This window comes from Rhodococcus sp. BS-15, assembly GCF_000813105.1.
GTDB lineage: Bacteria > Actinomycetota > Actinomycetes > Mycobacteriales > Mycobacteriaceae > Rhodococcoides.
This window is the reverse complement of record NZ_BAOX01000643.1, coordinates 1-584: the sequence shown is the minus strand read 5'-3', so window position 1 is coordinate 584 and position 584 is coordinate 1. Positions and strand designations below refer to the sequence as shown.

Below are 584 nucleotides of genomic sequence, written 5' to 3'. Positions count from 1 at the left end.
ACTGCGTCTCGATCCCCGATCAGCGCTGGTCGTTCTGGCTGGCCCTGGCCGCAACCGGGAACGCGACCTCGGCCGAGCTCGACGCCGAGCTGGCCTCCGACGACACCTCGTCGGGGCGCACCTCACACACCGCGGCGTCGACGGCGATACCCGATGCCGAGGTCAAGGCGCGGGCGTGGACTGCCATCACCGAGCGCGACGATGCGTCCAACGATGTTCTCGACGCCTTCATCACCGGCTTCGGGGCCGGGCACCGACCGGACCTGACGCAGGAGTATCACGACCGGTACTTCGAGGCCATCTCGTCGTTGTGGACCTCGCGCAGCATCGAGATCGCGAGGCGAATCGTCGTCCGCCTGTTCCCGCAGCAGTCGTCGACGGAGGCCGCGGACAGCTGGCTCGCCGAGCACGAGTGGGCACCGGCTGCCCTGCGGCGCTTGGTGATCGAGCAACGAGACCACCTTGCGAGGAGCCTGCGGGTGCAGGCGCGGCTAGGGTGATAATCATGCCCACCAACGCCACTCGCCGCTCGCTCGCCACGTCCGCGCTCGCTGCCGGCGGTCTGCTCGGCGGCTTCGCCGTTG

At 69.3% G+C, this 584-nt stretch carries 1 protein-coding gene; it reads left to right on the top strand.

Annotated elements, in window-relative coordinates; genetic code table 11:
* Positions 1-500 (top strand): ERAP1-like C-terminal domain-containing protein (locus RHBS_RS28455; RefSeq protein WP_187298697.1); only part of this gene is annotated, 500 nt, incomplete at its 5' end.
* Positions 501-584: the final 84 nt, after the last annotated feature.